This window comes from Stagnimonas aquatica (assembly GCF_003730135.1).
Classification (GTDB): Bacteria; Pseudomonadota; Gammaproteobacteria; order Nevskiales; family Nevskiaceae; genus Stagnimonas; species Stagnimonas aquatica.
Map to the genome: position 1 here is coordinate 743,414 of NZ_RJVO01000001.1, position 14,864 is coordinate 758,277.

A 14,864-nucleotide genomic window follows, 5' to 3' on the forward strand; every position below is an offset into this window, starting at 1 on the left:
TGCTACTGGCCGTCCGGCTTCTTGTTGCCGGCGGCCATCGACTTGGCGTCCTGCCCGCCCAGGGGATTGCCCTGGGTGAGATCGCTCTGGGCATGCGCGAAGTGGTGCATGTGGAAGACCGCGTCCATGGCGGTGCGCTTGCCGCGCAGCTCCTCGACATGGTTGATCGCCTGCTTGGTCAGCCAGAGGCCGAGCCGTCCCTTCTCGGCGAGGTTGGCGGCCATCTTCGCCACCTCGGCGTCGAGCGCCTCGCGGGCGACGATGCGGTTGACCATGCCGAAGTTGTAGGCGCGCGCGGCGGGCATGCGCTCGCCAAGCATCAGGAATTCCTTGGCGACGCGCGGCGGCAGCTCGAAGGCATGCGCGAAGTACTCCACGCCCGGGATGCCCATGCGCTGCACCGGGTCCTGGAAGTAGGCATCTTCGCTGGCGACGATCAGATCGCAGACCCAGGCCAGCATCAGGCCGCCGGCGATGCAGGCGCCCTGCACGGCGGCGATGGTCGGCTTGGGCACATCGCGCCAGCGCCGGCACATGCCCAGGTAGACCTCCTGCTCGCGGGTATAGAGCAGCTCGGCGCCCGGCTTGTTGACGTGGTCCGGCAGCAGGTGCTTGCGCTCGAAGCTCTTGTGCAGATCACGCCCCGGCGTGCCGATGTCGTGGCCGGCGGAGAAATGCTTGCCGGCGCCCTTGAGCACGATCACCTTCACCGCGTCGTCGCTGACCGCGCGCGCGAAGGCGGCGTCCAGCGCATAGGTCATCTGCGAGTTCTGGGCGTTGTTGTAGCCGGGCCGGTTCATGGTCACCCAGGCCACGCCCTCCCGCACCTCGTAGAGCACCGGCTCTTCGGTCTCGTAGGTGATCTCGACCTTCTTGGGCTCGACCAGATCGCTCATGGGCCGCGCTCAGGCCGCCGCGCGCAGCGCGGGCGGGTCGTTCTTCAGCACCATGCCGCGCAGATTGTGCGGGTCGAGCTTGCGGATGATGGCGAGCTGTTCGGCGGTCGGCAGCGGCGTTTCACCGAGATCGGGCGCTTGCAGCAGCGGGAAGCCGGTCGCCGCCTGCACCTGCTCGAAGCTCACGCCGGGGTGCAGGGACTTGACGCGGATCGCGTGGTCCGGCCCGCCGAAGTCGAGCACGCAGAGGTCGGTGACGATCAGGCGCAGATCGACGTAGTCCTGCTTCATGCCCGGCCCCCAGCGTTCCGGCTTGTAGCCGACGCCGGAGACCATATCGACCTCGCCAGCGACGAACACGCGCGGGCCGTGGTTGGGCACGAACAGCGAGTTGATGTGGCAGATGCTGTTGCCCGGCAGGCCGCGCACACCCAGCACCGCCGACTTCGGCTTGGCGTAGTCGGGGCCGACGGCGGAGAGATTGGTCTGGCCCCAGCGGTCGATCTGCGTCGGGCCGATCATGGCGTGGCGCTTGCCGCCCCAGACGCACTCGAACACCCGCTCGAAGGACATGTAGCCCTCGTACTTGGGCTTGTAGTCGCCGCGCGGGCCTAGCGGCACCGGCTCGCTGACCAGATAGCTTTCACTATCGGTCATCAAGAGCTCGGGCGAGTGCGTCATCTTGGCCAGGCTCGCGCCCAGGCGCGGGATGGTGGTGATGCCGGAGGCGAGCACTTCACCGTTGTCGCGCCAGGCTTCGGAGCTGGCGACGATCATCAATTCGGCGAGGGTGGCAGGGGCTAGGTCGCTCATGTTCAAAACACCGGCAGCTTGAGCTTGGCGAGGCGCTCGGCGCCGCCGATCTGGGTCTGGTAGGCGACTTCGCCACCGCTCACGAACTCCTCCACGTACTTCGCCCAGCCACCTTCTTCGCTGGCGGAGGCGTTGTAGCGCTTGAGGTGCTCCATGTCCCAGCCGTAGTTGGGGCCGAGGTAGGTCGGGTGCGCGCCACCCGGTGCATGCACGACGCTATGCACGAGGTAGCGCTCGAAGGGATTGAGCTTGGCGGTGTCGGCATCCAGCTCCAGCTTCTCGTGCACCACTTCGCTGCTGACGATGACGTGATCGGCGGCGCGGGCGTAGAGGTGATCGAAGAAGGTGTCGTGACCACGCACCAGCGTGTTGCCCAGGCGGTCGGCCTCGTTGACGTGAATCAGCGCGGCGTCGAGCTTGAGCGCCGGCATCGCCACGTAGACCTCGCCGTCGGCGTAGGGCGAGGCGATGGTCTTGAGTTGGGGATTCTTGGCCAGCACATCGGTCGCCAGACCGACGCGGGTGGGCAGGAAAGACATGCGCATGCCGGCGGCGCGCAGGCCCCACTCGAACATGCCCTCGTCGTATTCCTCCACCGCGATGGCGCCCGACTCGCGCGCCTTGCGGTAATAGGGTTCCAGCGGGATCGCGTCCATGGTGACGAAGGCGAAGATCAGCTTCTTCACCTTGCCGGCAGCGCAGAGCATGCCGACATCCGGGCCGCCGTAGGAGACGACGGTGAGATCCTTCAGCGGCGAGCGCAGGATCTCGCGTACCAGGGCCATGGGCTTGCGACGAGGGCCCCAGCCGCCGATGCCGATGGTCATGCCATCGCGCAGGGCCGCGACGGCCTCGGCCGCCGACTTCTGTTTGTTGAGTGCCATGTGGTTCTTGTTAGCGGAAGCCGACCGAGAAATCGTGGCCCCAGATGGAGACCTGCTTGGTGTGCGTGGTTTCCCAGACACCCGGCTCGACGCTGATGCCGCCCCAGCCGTATTCGAGCGCGAAATTGCTGGGCGTGAGCATGTAGAACGAGGTCATCTTGTCGTTCTCGTGCTGGCCCAGTGTCGCCATGAGTTTGGCGCCGTGCTTTTCGCGACGCAGCTCGCCGCGGTCCACCTCGTCCTTCTCGGTGACCTCCAGCATGATGTGCACGCAGCCGGAGGGGCTGGGCATCTCCGCCAGCGCCAGGCTGTGGTGACGGCCGGAGGCGGCGTGCAGGAAGTAGATGCGGATCAGCGGCGCATCCGGGCCGGGCTGGAAGTTGAAGATGTCGGAAATGCCGAAGCCCAGCACCTCGGTGAAGAACTTCAGGCTGGCGTCGAAGTTGAGCGAGGGCAGCACGGTGTGGCCCATGCCCTGCGCGCCGGTCTTGAAATGGGTGCTGCCCAAGGGCGACACGAACGGCGACTCGCCGCCCGCGTAGCCATAGCCCAGCTCGTGGCGGTTGCCGGAGGGATCGGTGAACAGCGCCAGATCGGTGACGCAGCGTGCGGCCTTCAAGGCGGCGCTGGCAGGCTCGACCTTCACCCCAGCCTTTTCGATGGCGGCGACGGCGGCGGCGAAGTCGGCGGCGTTCGCCACCTCCCAGCCGGAGGCCTGGTAGCGGTCCTCGCTGCCGGCGACCACCGCGAGACGGAAGCGGCGCTCGTCCAGCTTCAGGTACAGGCCGCCCTCCGGCGCCGGGCTGGTCATCGCACCCAGTACCTGCTCGCCGTACTGCCGCCAGCGGGAAACGTCCGTGGACTCCGCCACCACATAGGCCAGCGCCTGGATCAAGGGCTTGGGACTGCTCATGGAAGGTCTGCCTGAAAGGGGGATTTGAACGACCGGGATTATCGAGACCGCCCTGTGCAAGAGCTTCACCCGTTTTGATGAGTCGATCTGCGGGGCTCCCTGGGGCAGATCGTCTTATTGGACGAAGGCTAGCCAGTGGGCAGCCGAAATAATGCCGGCCACTGGCCATGAGCCATCGTCCAGGCTGCCTGCACAGCCTGGGCAGAAGACATCCGAGGCCGCGTCGCGCAAGCCCGGACACCGCGAACAACCGCCATTAGAACCAATAGACGAGGAGAACGCAGCATGGGTCGAGTACAGAACAAGGTGGCGATCGTCACCGGCGCCGCCAGCGGCGTAGGCAAGGCCGACGCCGAGCTGCTGGCGCGCGAGGGCGCCCACGTCGTACTCACCGACCTCAACGAGAGCGAGGGTGTGAAAGCCGCCGAGGCGATCAAGGCCAAGGGCGGCTCGGCGCTGTTCCTCAAGCACGACATCGCCGACGAAGAGAGCTGGAAGTCGGTGATTGCCAAGACCGAGGAAACCTTCGGCGGCCTCGACATCCTGGTCAACAATGCCGCGATCCTGATCTACGGCAACATCGAGAACACCGATCTCGCCACCTGGCAGAAGATCCAGAAGATCAACTCCGACGGCTACTTCCTCGGTTGCCACTACGGCTACAAGGCCATGCTCAAGCGCGGCGGCGGCGCCATCGTCAACATGTCCTCGATGGCCGGCATCGGCGGCGTCGGCTCCTTCTGCGCCTACTCGGCCTCGAAGGGCGCGGTGGCGGCGATGACCCGCTCGATTGCCGCGCACGCGCGCATGAACCTGCACAAGATCCGCTGCAACTCGATCCACCCGGACGGGATCATGACGCCGATGGTCACCGGCCTGCACGCGACCATGCCCAAGGGCACCCAGAGCGCGGTGCGGGTGATGGACCAGAAGCAGATGATGGCGCGCTTCGCCAAGCCCGAAGACATCGCCAATCTGGTGCTGTTCCTGGCCAGCGACGAGTCCAGCTTCATCAACGGCTCCGAGTACCGCATCGACAACGGCTATCTGCTCTGGGCCGACTGATGCCGATTGCGGATCGCCGAGCTCGGCTTGCGGCGGTGACCGTGGGCAAGGCACTCCGCTTCTGCCGATTCATTCCGCAATCCGAAATCCGAAATCCGCAATGCAACTGACCCTGCCACTCGCCTTCGCCGAATCGGTCCGCAAGTTCGCCGACCGTCCCGCCCTGATCGGCGAAGACGGTCGCAGCTTCAGCTACGCGCAATTGGACGCGCAGCGACGCACTGCCGCGCAGGCGCTGATCGCGCTCGGCGTGCAGCCCAAGGACCGCGTCGCGCTGTGGGCGCAGAACACGCCGGAGTGGGTGATCGCGGCGCTGGCGGTGCAGAGCATCGGCGCGGTGCTGGTGCCGGTGAACACCCGCATGCGCGGCCAAGAGGTTGCCTATGTGCTGGAGCGCAGCCAGGCCAAGCTGCTGTTCACCTGCGGACGCTTTCTCGACCAGTACTTCCCGGCGCTGCTGGAAGGCCACCGGCCGGCCAGCCTGGAACAGCTGATCGTGCTGCGCGACGCCCAGGACGGTGACACCACCTGGGCACAGTTCCTGAACCGGGCCGAGGGCGTCGATCCGGCCGAGGTGGATCGCCGCGCCGCGCAGGTGCGGCCCAGCGACCTGATGGACATCATGTTCACCAGCGGCACCACCGGCCAGCCCAAGGGCGTGATGAGCGCACACGGGCAGAACCTGCGGGTGAGCCTGGAATGGGGCAAGCGGGTGGAGCTGGTGCCGGAAGACCGCTATCTGGTCATCAACCCCTTCTTCCACGCCTTCGGCTACAAGGCCGGCTGGCTCACCGCCCTGCTTTACGGCTGCGCGATCCTGCCGCACGCGGTGTTCGACGCGGCGGCGGTGATGAAGCGCATCGAGCGCGACCGCATCTCGGTACTGCCCGGCCCGCCGACGCTGTTCATCAGCCTGCTCAATTCGCCCGAGCGCGCGCGCACCGACCTGAGCTCGCTGCGCGCGACCATGACCGGCGCCGCCACCGTCGCGCCCTCGCTGATCGAGCAGATGCGCGCCGAGCTGCACTTCAAGGTGCTGCTCACCGGCTACGGCCTGACCGAGGCCAGCGGCATGGTGTCGTTCTGCCACTCCACCGACGATGCCGAGACGGTGGCCCGCACCTGCGGCAAGCCGATCCCCGACACCGAGGTGAAGTGCATCGACGAAGAGGGAAACCGCCTGCCGCACGGCGTCGCCGGCGAGCTGCTGGTGCGCGGCTACAACGTCATGCAGGGCTATCTCGACAACCCCAAGGCCACCGCCGAGGCCATCGACGCCGAGGGCTGGCTGCACACCGGCGATGTCGCGGTGATCGACGAGCGCGGCTACATCCGCATCACCGACCGCCTCAAGGACATGTACATCACCGGCGGCTTCAACTGCTATCCGGCGGAGATCGAGCGGATGATGTCGGCGCACCCGGCCATCGCCCAGGTGGCGGTGATCGGCGTGCCCTGCGAGCGCCAGGGCGAGGTCGGCAAGGCCTACGTCACGCTGCGCCCGGGGCAGAGCGTCGATGAGAAATCGCTGATCGCCTGGTGCCGGGAGCAGATGGCCAACTACAAGGTGCCGCGCCACATCGAGATCGTCGAGGCGCTACCGACCAATGCCTCCGGCAAGGTGATGAAGTTCCAGCTGCCGCGCTAGCCTTGCAACCGCCCCTCGCGGCTCAGGCATGCCCGCTGGGCAGCACCTCGGGCAACCCGAGCAAGTCCCGGCGCACCGCATCACGGCCGTCGCCCTTGGCGCCGTACAGAGCCCGGTCCGCCCGCTCGAACAGGCTGGCCACGGTTTCCTCTGGCGCCGGCACCAACACCGCGACTCCGGCGCTGATCGTCAGGGGACGGCAGCCGCTGGCGGGACTCTCGGCGAGCGCCGCCACTTCGGCGCGCAGGCGTTCGGCGATCTGCACGGCCGACGCCGGCTGCACGTCGAACAGCAGCAGCACGAACTCTTCACCCCCCAGGCGCGCGCAGACATCCATCGGCCGCTGGGCAGCGGCAGCCAGGACCTGCGCCACGGCGCGCAGCGCGATGTCGCCGGCCAGATGGCCGTGGCTATCGTTGTAGCGCTTGAAGTGATCGACATCGAACAGCAGCAGCGCCAGAAAGCGTTGGTCGCGACGCGCCTGCCCGAGCACGCGCTCGGCCTGCGCGAAGAACACCCGGCGGTTGTGCAGGCCGGTCAAGCCGTCGCGCTCGGAGAGTTCGCGCAGCCGCGTCGATTGCAGCCAGTTGCGCCGGTCGGCGCGCTCCTGAAGGTAGCCCACACAAATGCAGATCAGCAGACCGGCGAGCAGGATCAGACTGTTCCGCAGCAGCCACTGGCTGTCGAGGCCCAGCGCCTGGCCCAGACCGACAAAGACCAGCACGGTGGCCAGACTCAAGAGCAGTGCGTAGCGGAACACCAGACCAATGAAGAAGTGCACGACCAGGAACGCGAACACCAGGAACTCGTGCGGCCAAGGGACCGCCACGCGTGCCGATTGCAGTGACACCGCACAGAGCGTCAGCAGCACCATGCCGCCCAAGCAGGCAGGCAGCCATTGCGGGTAGCCCGGCCCCGGACGCAGGGCGATCCCCAGCAAGCCCAGCGCCACCGCCAGGAAGCACAGCGCCATGGCGCCCAACATCCAGGGCTGCTGGAAATCACGGCGGGCATGCGCGTCCTGCAGAAAGAACACCCAAAATAGGATCGTCATCACTACGACCGTGCCGTAAACCACCGGGACGGCATTTTCAGTGCGGTACGCCAGGTAGGCGCGCTCCTGCGCCTCCTCGGTGAACCGCAGACGGCGCATCGCACTCACTAGAAGCGCTCCTTGGCCGCAGCTGCATACCCCTGACGGGCCGGCGGCGGCTCTAAAGATCAAAACAATCAATTGGTTGCGGTCACGTCAAAGCGATCCGCGACACACCCGAGGGCCGCTGCCACGGCCCGTCCCAGCCCCTGTTTGGTTACGACTCCTCTTGGCGCGAAGACCTGCAGTCGGCCCGAAGAATCGGTGTTATTGCCCGTCAAAGTATGGTTTTACCCAACAAAAGGCGTCAAGTAATTCCGCACGACACCGCTATAGGGCTGCCATACCGTGTCGCGCTGAAGCAAAAGGACTGCCCAGGTGAATCCATTCGCGAGGCGACTGAAGGATGCGCGGATTGCGATGGGGCTGACCCAGGAGCAACTCGGCTTTGCCGTGGGAGTCACCAAGTCCTCGGTTTCAGCCTGGGAAAACGGCCGCGAATCTCCGAGTTTCAACGCGCTGCTGCGATTGCGGGACGCCCTGCAATGCTCCATCGACGGCCTGCTCGACGAAGAGTCCGGCAGCCGCTCCGGGCCCGGACCGCTAGCCATCCGTGACGCCAAGGAGCAGGCGCTGCTGCGGCGGTTCCGCTCCCTCAACGCACGCCGGCGCCTGGCCTTGCTCGAACTGATCGGCGCCGAGAGCGACACTCCGAAACCGGCCAACTAGGCGCGCCGCCGCGCCCGGTCTCCCGTGATCGGACGAGTTTTCGCCGCCACCGCGCTGGCACTCTGGCCGGACTAAAAATCCGAACGGAGGAGAGATGAGCAAGTCCGAGCAAAAGCCCCTGGCCGGTGTGGTGGCGGTCGTCACTGGCGCCTCGCGCGGCGCCGGCAAGGGCATCGCCATCGCCCTGGGCCGCGAAGGCGCGACCGTCTACGTCACCGGCCGCACAGTGAACGAAGGCGAAGCACCGCTGCCGGGCACGGTCGGCAACACCGCGCAACTGGTGACCGAAGCCGGCGGCAAAGGAATCGCTGTCGCCTGCGACCACGCCAAGGACGCCGAGGTGAAAGCCCTGTTCGAGCGCGTCGAAAGCGAGCAGGGCCGGCTCGACATCCTGGTCAACAACGCCACCTTCCTGCACGACAAGCTGATCGACAAGGGGCCGTTCTGGGAAAAGCCGCTGGAACTGGTGGACATCCTCGATGTCGGCCTGCGCTCCGGCTATGTCGCCAGCTGGTACGCGGCGCCGCTGATGGCCAAGCAGAACAACGGCCTGATCGTGTTCACCTCCAGCTTCGGCTCCAGCTGCTACATGCACGGCCCCGGCTACGGCGCACAGAAGACCGGCGTCGACAAGTTCGCCAAGGACATGGCGGTGGACTTCAAACCCTACAACGTCGCTGCGGTGTCGATCTGGATGGGCATGCTGCGCACCGACCGCACCCGCCGCGCGATGGACCGCGCTGCCGAGCAGTACGCCGGCTTCTGGGAGATCGCCGAGACGCCGGAGTTCACCGGCCACATCGTCTCGGCGATCTACCGCGACCCCAAGCGCGCCGAGAAATCCGGGCAGGTCATCATCGGCGCCGAAATCGCCAGCGAATACGGCATCAACGACGAGGGCCGCCAGCCGCCCTCGCACCGGCCGATGCTCGGCTCGCCGGCGCAGGCGCATCCCGCCATCGTCGATTGAGCCACCGCCGCTAACGAGGAGAAACAGCAATGGGACGTTTACAAGGCAAGGTCGCCATCATCACCGGCGGCGCGCGCGGCATGGGCGCGGCCACGGTGCGGCTGTTCGTGGCGGAAGGCGCCAAGGTGCTGATCGCCGACGTGCTGGAGGCCGAAGGCCAGGCGCTGGCACAGGAGCTGGGCGCCAACGCTGCCTACCTGCGCCACGATGTCACCGACGAGGCCAGCTGGCAGGCGGTGGTGGCGAAGGCCAAGGCCGACTTCGGTGGTATCGACGTGCTGGTCAACAACGCCGGCGTGCTGTTGTTCAAGACCATCCAGACCACCGAGAAGGCGGAGTTCGAGCGGGTCATCAACATCAACCTGATCGGCACCTTCCTGGGCACCCGCATCGTCGGCGCCGAGCTGATCGCGCAGGGCAAGGGCTCGATCGTCAATATCTCCTCAGTGGACGGCATGAAGGCCGCCAACGGCCTCGGCGCCTACTGCGCCAGCAAATGGGCGGTGCGCGGCTTCACCAAGGTCGCGGCGATGGAGTACGGCCACAAGGGCGTGCGGGTGAACTCCGTGCATCCGGGCGGCGTCGACACCGCCATGGGCAATCCCTACGCCGAGCAGAAAGCCGAGGTGAACAAGCGCTACACCATGGTGCCGCTGCAGCGCGTCGGCGAGCCCGAGGAAGTGGCGCGTACCTCGCTGTTCCTGGCCAGCGATGACTCCAGCTACCTCTGCGGCGCCGAGATCGCCGTCGACGGCGGCATGCTCACCGGCCAGTACTACGTCGGCTTCCCCGGCGCCCCTGGCGTCTAGCGGACTGGCATGCCCCCTACCCCGAACGAGACCACGCGATGAGCCGTCTGCGCAGCGCTGCCGACCTTTCCCCGCAACAGGGCAAGCTCGCCCTCATCACCGGCGGCAACCGCGGCCTGGGCCTGGAGACGGCACAGGCGCTGGCCGGCGCCGGCGCGCGGCTGCTGCTCGGCTGCCGCGATCCGGCCAAGGGCGAGGCCGCCGCTGCGCAGCTGCGCCAACGGCATCCCGGCGCGCAGGTCGAGGTCCTGGCACTGGACGTCGCCGACCTCGACTCGGTGCGTCGCTTCGCCGAAGCCTTCAAGGCCCGGCACGCCAGCCTGGATCTGCTGATCCACAACGCCGCCGCGATCATGGTGCCGCAGGGCAAGACCAGGGACGGCTTCGAGACCCATCTCGGCACCAACCACCTGGGACCGTTCGCGCTCACCGGCCTGCTGCTGGACCAACTGGAAGCCGCGCCGGCCGCGCGGGTGGTGAGCATGTCCAGCCTCGCGCACTGGCTCACTGCGGGCCTGGACCCGGACGATGCCGGCCTGAGCCGGCGACCGTACAAGGAGATGGATGCCTACGGTCGCAGCAAGCTGGCGGCGCTGCTGTTCACCTTCGAGCTGGAACGCCGGCTGCGGCGCACCGGCAAGCGCAGCATCGCGGTCGCCGCCCACCCCGGCTACACCGCGACCAATCTCGATCTGGGCAATTTCTTCATGCGCCTGGCCACCCGGCTGTTCGCGCAGAAGCCGGCGGTAGGCGCGCTGCCGGTGTTGCTGGCCGCGACCGGCGATGAGGTCAAGGGTGGCGACTACTACGGCCCCGGCGGCTACAAGGAACTCGGCGGGCCGCCGAAGCGCGTGGACTGCAGCGCGGACGCGAAGGACGCGGATCTGGCGCGGCGGCTGTGGACGCTCTCGGAACAACTCACCGGCCTGCGCTACCTCTAGCCAGACAGCCGCGACCAGCCAAGCCGCGATTCCAGGGCCAGCCGTTCACCGGCGAGGCCCAGCTGTGGAACTTCAATGCGTTGTCTTGGCTGAGGCCGAGTCTGGAACCTGGGCGGCATGCCGCGCAACGCGGCGTGTAGGTGGCGCCCGCTCTAGTGATGAAAGCAGGCGCCCAATACTTGGTTTCCTTGCGTGAATTGCTGGCAAGTGGTGGCGTACGCCCGTTACCACAGCACGCTCTGGATCAAGCGTTCGGCCCTGCCCTTGTGGTGAAGGGCGTAGGGTCGGACGCGGCGGCGGCGTGCGTTGGCTAGGCTCGCGAGCGGCGGCGGCAACTTTCGAGTCAGAGGCAGTCGCGTTATCGGTCGTTTCCTTATGCACGCTTATGTGGCGCTGGCAGTCGCGCTCCACACCCTGTTCGTGAAATGCAGCGGTCGTCAGTGACGATTCGTGCTCGGCCACGCTGGCAAGGCCGGTGCGCGATGGCTCGTCAGTGGCAACACGGAACACCTGCCGGCCAATCCCGCCACGCCCCGCAACCCGATCCCCAGGAAAATTGCTCCGCCGCAGTGTCTTGGTATCCAGACGATTTCTATCGCCTGGATACTCCATCTCGTGCCCCATGAAGGGCACCACCGGAGCCAGCGCGCGCCAGCGTCGCCATCGCGTACCCCGCATAAACAGCGACATGCTCGCCGCCGGTCCGGGCATCAAGCCGCAGACCAGTCTCCAGGCAGCTGGAGCAATCTTCCGATACCGCCAGATCTCCCGATCAACACCGTTTCCACCATCTGCCCACCGAGCTGGTCGATACCCACATCGCCTGTGCGAGTTCCTCCACCGGAAGGCCGGTCTCCAAACGCTCCACCACCCCGACTCGACCATACGCCGTTACACGCGCATGCTTGGCGCAGCTTTCCTCCCAAGGCTATCGGGCGTCATTGCCCGTAACCTCCACTGCCCCATCCCTTCCGGCAGGCAACAACCCACCGGCACATCACAGCTCGCAGGCGCCCCCGCGATGGAAGAACTGAAACTGGTGCAGCCCTTCCTGGTCAGCCTCGGCATCGGGCTGATGATGGGCCTGGAGCGCGAGCGCCGGCCCAATGCCCGCGCCGGCCTGCGCAGCTTTGCGCTCACCGCGCTGCTGGGCACCACCGCTGCCTTGCTCGGCGAGCACGGCGCCAGTATCTGGCCGCTGGTCGCCGGACTGCTGACGGTGGGCGCGGTGATGCTGCACGCCCGCGCGCCCGCCGCCAATGGCGAAGACCCGGACACCGTCACCCCGCTGGGAGCACTGCTCTGCTACTGCCTGGGTGCCATGCTCTGGTATCAGCACACCCACCTGGCGGTCGCCCTGGCCCTGGCCGCCACCAGCCTGATGTACTTCAAGGCCGAGCTGCACGGCCTCTCGCACCGCCTCACCCACCAGGATCTCATCAGCTTCCTGCAGTTCGCGCTGATCAGCTTCATCGTGCTGCCGCTGCTGCCCAACCAGGGCTACGGCCCCTACGAGGTGCTCAACCCCTTCCGCATGTGGCTGATGGTGGTGCTGATCTCCGGCATCGGCCTGGCCGGCTACACCGCGCTGCGGCTGTTCGGCGAAGGCCGCAGCGCGCCGCTGCTGGGCCTGCTGGGTGGCGCGGTGTCGAGCACCGTCACCACCATGGTCTACGCCCGGCAGGTGCGACAGACACCCGCCCTGCGACGCATGGCGCTGGCGGTGATCCTGATCGCCAACCTGGTGGTGATGCTGCGGCTCGCCATCGTCACCGCCGTGATGGGCCGCGACGTGCTGGCGCAGTTGCTGCCGGTGCTGGGGCTGGGCTTTGCCGCCGGGGCACTCGTCGCCTGGCCGGCGCTGCGCGCGGCGCAGCACGAAGCCCAACCCGGCGCGCCGCTGGAGATCGCCAACCCCATCGAACTGCGCGCCGCGCTCAGCTTTGGCCTGCTGTTCGGCCTGGTATTGCTGGCGGTGGCCTGGCTGCACGACCTTGCCGGCGCGCGTGGCGTTTACGCCGTGGCCTTGGTTTCCGGCCTCACCGATGTCGATGTCATTACCCTCTCCAGCCTGCAGATGCACGAAACCGGCGGCCTGACCACCGCAGAGGTGGTGCACAGCATCGCCCTCGCCTACGGCTCCAACCTGGTCGCCAAGCTGCTGATCGTCGGCGCCATCGCCGGCCGCGCGCTGCTGCTGCCGGTGCTGCGCGGCTTCGCCGCCACCGGCGCGGGCCTCGGCCTGGGCGTGCTGCTGTTCGCCTGAGAGCCGTTGGGCCTTCGGCCCCAAGTCTCGCACCGCAACCGCCACCTCACACGAAACGCCTCACGCCGGGCGGTGACCGTAGCTCAGCACTCGCGTTATGAGCCATTTATCTCCCTCCTGACGCCAGACGATTACGAATTCCGCAGTACCCTCGCACGCGCCAGACTTGAACTGGCAGAACCGATGCACGCCTTGAGCGATGGCGCCGAAGTCTTTGATTGGATAGACGCGCAAGCTGCCAGCCACCAACTCTCGCCGGAAGTTGCCGCAAACGAACTTCTCGGTGTTGGCGATCATGTCGGCCCGATTCCAGGTGACCCCGCCATTGTCGTGATAGAACTCAACCGACTCGGAAAAGTACCCGGCGTGCTTCTGCAACTGACCCGCCTCTGCACAGGTGTTGAAGGCCGAAAAGACCTCCGTGTCCAGGGCCAGAATTTTGTCGAACAGAGGCCCAGGAGTCTGGGGAGCCGCGCTTGAAGAAACCTGCGGGGTAGCCGCGCAACCGCTCAGCACCAGGTTGGCAGCGAGCGCGCAGACGGCAAGGTGATTGTTCATGGTCTTCGAGGAAGAGAAGGGCAGTTAAATGCGGAACCGGACGCCGCTCTTGGCATTCTTGGATCACCGGCCTTCTGCGTCTACCGCCACGCAGCACCCTGCAGTAATCGTCCACCGGTCCGCGTGCGGGAGGGCGAGGCATTAGAAAGCGGCTTGCAGCCATCGACCGCAAACAGCTCCTTGCCGGGCAGGACCTGACCGGAGAACCGCACCGGCAGCATCTTCGACAGATGTGGATCGACCGCCTTGCAGCGCGCCACGAGCACCTCTTTCCAGAAGCGACAAAGCCGCTGCATAAGCGCAGCGGCTTGTGTGCCAAATCAGCAGCGATTCTGGGTTTTTTCTACAGCCTCAACGCCTAAGTTAAGCGGCGGGCGAAGCCCGTCCGCTTGAATGCATGGTTAGCGCTCATGTGCGGTTGCGGCGCGAGCGGATGCCACCCAAGCTTTTAGCGACGTTTGGTCTGCTTCAAATGCACCTGAAACTACCGGCCCAAGGCTGAAGTTGTTTGGGCTGAACTTATATGTGCCAGACAAAGCTCCTCGCTCTTCTAAAACGAAGGTGAAGGCAATGTTCTCTTCCATATTTTCCCAGTTGGCCGAGATGCGCTTGCCAATTGCGGCTTCAAGGCGCTGCAGCTCATCGACGAAAGAACTCCATTCTGCAGTGTCGATGGTGCACCCAAAACGGCATGTCACAGATGGCACATGCACTTCTATAGCCGCACTCATCCAGCCCTCTTGATCAGGCCGTGATAGACGAAGCTCAAAATCTAGGCCGTGGCTTTTGATTTGCATGAGAGCTAACGCCGAAATTAACCGGCGTGACCGCGAAGCGGGCACGTCCGAGTTGAATGCCTTGTTAGCCACGCCCGGCCCGAAACTGTGTGCGCTGCCAAGCGAGGAAATGAAAAAAGCATGGGAGCCTTTTGAACCGGGAGTTATCTATGACGAAGAAGAGATTCAGCAGCTTGGCGCGAGGCACCAATTGCCTGCACATAAACCTCTAGCTGACAGCTCTGAGAGTGGTTTTGAAGGAGCGCCGAACCATGATCGTTGAAGTTGCCGGAAACGATGTCATTCGGACGAACATCACCAACCTCCAAATCGAAGACCACGAACTCGCCGTCTTCGAGCTGCACAGCGAATCGCGTTCTGTTTGCATTGAAACCGCAGACTCTGGCTTTCATATGGCTAACGCCCAGCTTCAGTGGCGCAACCGCCGAAGGCGGGGGCGTCCACTGCAAGCACTTGTTGGGCCTTATCCCTGACTTTGGACA

The 14,864-nt window shown here is 65.9% G+C and carries 17 protein-coding genes; 9 read left to right on the forward strand and 8 right to left on the reverse strand.

What is annotated here, in order from left to right:
- Positions 1-2: 2 nt before the first annotated feature.
- Genes ED208_RS03280 through ED208_RS03295 form a run of 4 tightly spaced genes read right to left on the reverse strand, consistent with a single transcriptional unit; the run spans position 3 to position 3,506 of the window.
- The gene (locus ED208_RS03280) at positions 3-896 is read right to left on the reverse strand and encodes an enoyl-CoA hydratase (protein WP_123210411.1); all 894 of its coding nucleotides are present in this window, start codon (positions 894-896) and stop codon (positions 3-5) included.
- A 9-nt stretch (positions 897-905) separates the two neighbouring features.
- Positions 906-1,709 carry a CoA-transferase subunit beta gene (locus ED208_RS03285; protein WP_123210412.1) on the reverse strand — a complete coding sequence of 268 codons (804 nt, stop codon included), beginning with the start codon at positions 1,707-1,709 and terminating at the stop codon, positions 906-908.
- Positions 1,710-1,711: 2 nt separating this feature from the next.
- Positions 1,712-2,593: a CoA transferase subunit A gene (locus ED208_RS03290; protein ID WP_123210413.1), complete on the reverse strand. Its 882-nt coding sequence runs from the start codon at positions 2,591-2,593 to the stop codon at positions 1,712-1,714.
- A gap of 10 nt (positions 2,594-2,603) precedes the next feature.
- Complete coding sequence (locus ED208_RS03295; RefSeq protein WP_123210414.1) at positions 2,604-3,506, reverse strand: VOC family protein; 903 nt, start codon at positions 3,504-3,506, stop codon at positions 2,604-2,606.
- 285 nt (positions 3,507-3,791) lie between these two features.
- Here ED208_RS03295 and ED208_RS03300 point away from each other — a divergent pair, with 285 nt between their 5' ends.
- Positions 3,792-4,571 (forward strand): glucose 1-dehydrogenase, encoded by a 780-nt coding sequence (locus ED208_RS03300; protein ID WP_123210415.1) that lies wholly within the window; start codon positions 3,792-3,794, stop codon positions 4,569-4,571.
- Positions 4,572-4,671: 100 nt separating this feature from the next.
- Positions 4,672-6,219, forward strand: coding sequence for a FadD3 family acyl-CoA ligase (locus tag ED208_RS03305; protein WP_123210416.1), 1,548 nt, complete (start codon positions 4,672-4,674; stop codon positions 6,217-6,219).
- A gap of 22 nt (positions 6,220-6,241) precedes the next feature.
- On the opposite strand, the gene ED208_RS03310 is transcribed toward ED208_RS03305, so the two are convergent.
- Positions 6,242-7,372, reverse strand: a complete 1,131-nt coding sequence (locus tag ED208_RS03310; protein WP_123210417.1) for a GGDEF domain-containing protein — start codon at positions 7,370-7,372, stop codon at positions 6,242-6,244.
- A gap of 318 nt (positions 7,373-7,690) precedes the next feature.
- Between ED208_RS03310 and ED208_RS03315 the strand changes: the two genes are divergently transcribed.
- The 5 genes from ED208_RS03315 (at position 7,691) to ED208_RS03340 (ending at position 13,027) form a co-directional block, all read left to right on the forward strand.
- Positions 7,691-8,041, forward strand: a complete 351-nt coding sequence (locus ED208_RS03315; protein WP_123210418.1) for a helix-turn-helix transcriptional regulator — start codon at positions 7,691-7,693, stop codon at positions 8,039-8,041.
- Between the two features lie 94 nt (positions 8,042-8,135).
- Entirely contained in the window at positions 8,136-9,011 is an 876-nt protein-coding gene (locus tag ED208_RS03320; protein ID WP_123210419.1) for an SDR family NAD(P)-dependent oxidoreductase, read from the forward strand.
- A 29-nt stretch (positions 9,012-9,040) separates the two neighbouring features.
- Entirely contained in the window at positions 9,041-9,820 is a 780-nt protein-coding gene (locus ED208_RS03325; RefSeq protein WP_123210420.1) for an SDR family NAD(P)-dependent oxidoreductase, read from the forward strand.
- Between the two features lie 38 nt (positions 9,821-9,858).
- Positions 9,859-10,761 (forward strand): oxidoreductase, encoded by a 903-nt coding sequence (locus ED208_RS03330; protein WP_123210421.1) that lies wholly within the window; start codon positions 9,859-9,861, stop codon positions 10,759-10,761.
- Between the two features lie 1,021 nt (positions 10,762-11,782).
- Complete coding sequence (locus ED208_RS03340; protein WP_123210423.1) at positions 11,783-13,027, forward strand: MgtC/SapB family protein; 1,245 nt, start codon at positions 11,783-11,785, stop codon at positions 13,025-13,027.
- Between the two features lie 60 nt (positions 13,028-13,087).
- Here ED208_RS03340 and ED208_RS03345 read toward each other — a convergent pair whose 3' ends face one another.
- The 3 genes from ED208_RS03345 to ED208_RS16945 form a co-directional block, all read right to left on the reverse strand.
- Complete coding sequence (locus ED208_RS03345; protein ID WP_123210424.1) at positions 13,088-13,585, reverse strand: nuclear transport factor 2 family protein; 498 nt, start codon at positions 13,583-13,585, stop codon at positions 13,088-13,090.
- A gap of 80 nt (positions 13,586-13,665) precedes the next feature.
- A complete protein-coding gene (locus ED208_RS16940; RefSeq protein WP_148044666.1) occupies positions 13,666-13,881 on the reverse strand; it encodes a hypothetical protein in 216 nt (71 codons plus the stop codon).
- Positions 13,882-13,986: 105 nt separating this feature from the next.
- The gene (locus tag ED208_RS16945; protein ID WP_148044667.1) at positions 13,987-14,382 is read right to left on the reverse strand and encodes a WapI family immunity protein; all 396 of its coding nucleotides are present in this window, start codon (positions 14,380-14,382) and stop codon (positions 13,987-13,989) included.
- Here ED208_RS16945 and ED208_RS16950 point away from each other — a divergent pair.
- Together ED208_RS16950 and ED208_RS16955 are read left to right on the forward strand one after the other, a co-directional pair.
- Complete coding sequence (locus ED208_RS16950) at positions 14,381-14,644, forward strand: hypothetical protein (protein ID WP_148044668.1); 264 nt, start codon at positions 14,381-14,383, stop codon at positions 14,642-14,644. The two genes, ED208_RS16945 and ED208_RS16950, sit on opposite strands and share 2 nt — an antisense overlap.
- Positions 14,634-14,855 (forward strand): hypothetical protein, encoded by a 222-nt coding sequence (locus ED208_RS16955; protein WP_148044669.1) that lies wholly within the window; start codon positions 14,634-14,636, stop codon positions 14,853-14,855. Before ED208_RS16950 ends, ED208_RS16955 begins: the two co-directional genes overlap by 11 nt.
- Positions 14,856-14,864 lie beyond the last annotated feature (9 nt).

What these genes read in the sequence shown, in the direction of transcription:
- ED208_RS03280 (WP_123210411.1), bottom strand. Translation starts at nt 896, where the DNA reads ATGAGCGATCTGGTCGAGCCCAAGAAGGTCGAGATCACCTACGAGACC.
- ED208_RS03285 (WP_123210412.1), bottom strand. Translation starts at nt 1,709, where the DNA reads ATGAGCGACCTAGCCCCTGCCACCCTCGCCGAATTGATGATCGTCGCC.
- ED208_RS03290 (WP_123210413.1), bottom strand. Translation starts at nt 2,593, where the DNA reads ATGGCACTCAACAAACAGAAGTCGGCGGCCGAGGCCGTCGCGGCCCTG.
- ED208_RS03295 (WP_123210414.1), bottom strand. Translation starts at nt 3,506, where the DNA reads ATGAGCAGTCCCAAGCCCTTGATCCAGGCGCTGGCCTATGTGGTGGCG.
- ED208_RS03300 (WP_123210415.1), top strand. Translation starts at nt 3,792, where the DNA reads ATGGGTCGAGTACAGAACAAGGTGGCGATCGTCACCGGCGCCGCCAGC.
- ED208_RS03305 (WP_123210416.1), top strand. Translation starts at nt 4,672, where the DNA reads ATGCAACTGACCCTGCCACTCGCCTTCGCCGAATCGGTCCGCAAGTTC.
- ED208_RS03310 (WP_123210417.1), bottom strand. Translation starts at nt 7,372, where the DNA reads ATGCGCCGTCTGCGGTTCACCGAGGAGGCGCAGGAGCGCGCCTACCTG.
- ED208_RS03320 (WP_123210419.1), top strand. Translation starts at nt 8,136, where the DNA reads ATGAGCAAGTCCGAGCAAAAGCCCCTGGCCGGTGTGGTGGCGGTCGTC.
- ED208_RS03325 (WP_123210420.1), top strand. Translation starts at nt 9,041, where the DNA reads ATGGGACGTTTACAAGGCAAGGTCGCCATCATCACCGGCGGCGCGCGC.
- ED208_RS03330 (WP_123210421.1), top strand. Translation starts at nt 9,859, where the DNA reads ATGAGCCGTCTGCGCAGCGCTGCCGACCTTTCCCCGCAACAGGGCAAG.
- ED208_RS03340 (WP_123210423.1), top strand. Translation starts at nt 11,783, where the DNA reads ATGGAAGAACTGAAACTGGTGCAGCCCTTCCTGGTCAGCCTCGGCATC.
- ED208_RS03345 (WP_123210424.1), bottom strand. Translation starts at nt 13,585, where the DNA reads ATGAACAATCACCTTGCCGTCTGCGCGCTCGCTGCCAACCTGGTGCTG.
- ED208_RS16940 (WP_148044666.1), bottom strand. Translation starts at nt 13,881, where the DNA reads ATGCAGCGGCTTTGTCGCTTCTGGAAAGAGGTGCTCGTGGCGCGCTGC.
- ED208_RS16950 (WP_148044668.1), top strand. Translation starts at nt 14,381, where the DNA reads ATGAGAGCTAACGCCGAAATTAACCGGCGTGACCGCGAAGCGGGCACG.
- ED208_RS16945 (WP_148044667.1), bottom strand. Translation starts at nt 14,382, where the DNA reads ATGCAAATCAAAAGCCACGGCCTAGATTTTGAGCTTCGTCTATCACGG.
- ED208_RS16955 (WP_148044669.1), top strand. Translation starts at nt 14,634, where the DNA reads ATGATCGTTGAAGTTGCCGGAAACGATGTCATTCGGACGAACATCACC.